The sequence below is a fragment of the Streptomyces sp. 13-12-16 genome, assembly GCF_002114215.1.
Lineage (GTDB): Bacteria > Actinomycetota > Actinomycetes > Streptomycetales > Streptomycetaceae > Streptomyces.
In genome coordinates this window covers 1-2,510 of sequence record NZ_NCTE01000503.1, presented here as the reverse complement: position 1 = coordinate 2,510, position 2,510 = coordinate 1, and the positions used below count along the sequence as shown (strand labels likewise).

The window sequence follows — 2,510 nt, the reverse complement described above, 5'->3', positions numbered from 1 at the left end:
GCCCAGCCGCCGGCCGGTGCCCGACCGGACCGCGACCGGCGCGTCGGCCCTGCGCACTCCGGAGGCGGGACCGGCGACACCACCGCCACCGACGCGGTCCACGACATCCCGCCCCTCACCGGGCTCCCCGACTCCCGCACCCTCACCACGGCCCGCGACACCCGGACCCCCGCAGCGGCCCGCGACACCCAGCCCTCCTGCGAAACCCGCCACACCCAAGCCCCCGCCGAAGCCCGCAACGCCCAGATCCCCCTCGAAGCACGCCACACCCGAACCCCCGGCGAAGCCCGCCACACCCGAACCGCCACCGAAGTCCGCCGTCCCCGAACCCCCGCCGAAGTCCGCAACGCCGAAGCACCCGGCGTCGCCCGTCCGCCCAGCGCCGACACGGACGCCGACGACGCCGGCGACGCGGCCGGCGCCCTCGAAGCACGTGTCGACGCCGTCCGTCATGTCACCCGGGCCGACGCCCACGACCGGTGGCGGCGAACGGGTGACCACCACGTGGTACACCTCCCCGGCCGCGAAGGCCGCCGCCCACCGCATGGCGGACGCCGACGCGGTCGGTGACCCCGCCTGCTCGATGGCGGCCGTGGGTCAGCCGGACCCCGGCCTGGTTCCGTGGCACAGCCGTATCGGCATCGGGCACCACGGCGCGTACTGGTGCCTGGTCTGGTGAGGCACGGCAGCCGTCACCCCGCCGCTCCGAACACGTACGGGGACAGGATGTCGGCCACCGTCCGGTTGCGCGGCGCGGGGACGCCGAGCCGGGCCGCGAGGTCGGCCACTCCCCCGCTGAGCCAGGGCAGTTCGAGACGGTTGCCGTTCTCCAGGTCGTTGTGCATGGAGGACGTCATGTCCGCGGGCAGCGTGTCGCAGAAGGCCAGTTGACGCTCGGCGAACGTGTCGTCCAGCGCGACACCCGACGCCTGCGCGAGCGCCACGGTCTCCTCCATGATCTCGCGCAGCAGTGCCCGGGAACGCTCGTGGGAACGGACGACGCCGATGGGCCGGCGGATGGCGGTCGTGGTGGCCGACAGCCCGACGAGGAAGACGAACTTCTCCCAGATCACCCTGTCGATCTCCGCGCTGGTCTCCGCCTCGATGCCCGCCTCACGACAGGCGGTCAGAAACCGTTGTACGACGGGCGCCTGACCCGGGTGACGGGCGCCGAGGACCATTCTCTGCAGGGCGCTGTTGTGCCTGACGACGCCGGGCTCCTCGATGAAGGCCGAGATGAAGCACGTTCCGCCCAGGACGGAGTCCGCGGGCAGGTGCCGGCGGAGGATGTCGTCCTTGTGCACTCCGTTCTGCAGCGAGAGCACCGGGGCGTCCCCCGCCTCCGAGGAAGCCAGTCGTACGGCGATGTCCTCGGTGTCCCAGAGTTTCACGGCGACGATCACCAGGTCCGTGGGACCGAGTCGGGCGACGCTGTCGACGGCCGAGCCGGGCGAGGTGCGCACGTCCCCCAGCGGGCTGCGGACCAGCAGCCCCGAGCCGTGTACGGCCTCCAGATGGCGGCCCCGGGCCACGAACGTGACCTCGTGGCCCGCCGCGGCCAGCCGCGCCCCGAAGTAGCCGCCGACTCCACCGGCTCCGACAACTGCGATACGCATGTGTGACCGCCTCCTCGACAACTGTTCCGAGGATTATGACGATCCGCCTCGGGCCGGCCACCGCGTAGGCTGCCCTCGGCACGGAAACGGCTGGGTGGGGGAGCACATGACGGCTGGAACGGCCCCGAGGTGGGAGTCGACTCTCGATTCGGTGGTGGTGTACGCGCAGGGCGCGCTCTGCCGCCGCCTGGCCCGGGGAACGGTGCCGGCGGGCGGACGCGTGCGGGTGACGGGACTGCCCCGCTCGCTGGACCCTGGCTCGTTGCGGGCCCGCGTCGTCGGGGCGTCCGGGGCACGTGTCACCGAGGCCCGGGTGGAGGTGGAGGCCGGACTCCTCGACGCGGGACCGTCCGACGGGTTGCGGCGCGAAGAGGAGCGGCTGCGCGACGAACGGGCGGCTGCGCGAGGCCGCCGGGACCGGCAACTGGGTCTGATCGAGGAGGTCGGGGCGCTCCGTCCGGTGCCGCCGGCCCGCAAGCGGGACGACCCGCATCGACGTACCCCGGTCGACGCGTGGCTGGAGCTCTCCGAGTTCGTCGACGAGCGCCTGACCGGGCTGCACGGCAGGCTCCGCGAGCTGGAGGAGGAGCTGCGCCGGGCCGAGCACGAGCTCACGGTCGTCGTGGACAGGCTCTCCCGTGCCTCCACCGACGCGCCCTCGGCACCGGTGGCCGGCTCGATGTGCGCGGTCCTGACGCTGGACGGCGCGGGCGACGCGGAGGTGGAGCTGGAGGTGGAGTACGGGGTGCCCGGCGCCGTCTGGGTGCCCGCCTACCGGCTCACCCATCGGGAGGGCGGGAGCGACGGGTCCCTGGTGCTGCGGGCCTCGGTCGCCCAGCGCACGGGTGAGGACTGGACCGGTGTGCGCATCGCCCTGGCCACCGCCGATCTGCG

General features: G+C 73.7%; 3 protein-coding genes. 2 read left to right on the top strand and 1 reads right to left on the bottom strand.

What is annotated here, in order from left to right; translation table 11 throughout:
• Positions 1–493 precede the first annotated feature (493 nt).
• Positions 494–679 (top strand): hypothetical protein, encoded by a 186-nt coding sequence (locus tag B7767_RS19725; RefSeq protein WP_085573342.1) that lies wholly within the window; start codon positions 494–496, stop codon positions 677–679.
• Between the two features lie 13 nt (positions 680–692).
• On the opposite strand, the gene B7767_RS19720 is transcribed toward B7767_RS19725, so the two are convergent.
• Complete coding sequence (locus B7767_RS19720) at positions 693–1,616, bottom strand: ketopantoate reductase family protein (protein ID WP_085573341.1); 924 nt, start codon at positions 1,614–1,616, stop codon at positions 693–695.
• Between the two features lie 106 nt (positions 1,617–1,722).
• On the opposite strand from B7767_RS19720, the gene B7767_RS19715 reads away from it, so the two are divergent.
• A partial coding sequence (locus B7767_RS19715; RefSeq protein ID WP_143652558.1) for a DUF4140 domain-containing protein occupies positions 1,723–2,510 on the top strand: 788 nt, incomplete at its 3' end.

Bases quoted from the DNA above. Each gene is read 5' to 3' on its own strand.
- B7767_RS19720 (WP_085573341.1), bottom strand. From the start codon at position 1,616: ATGCGTATCGCAGTTGTCGGAGCCGGTGGAGTCGGCGGCTACTTCGGG.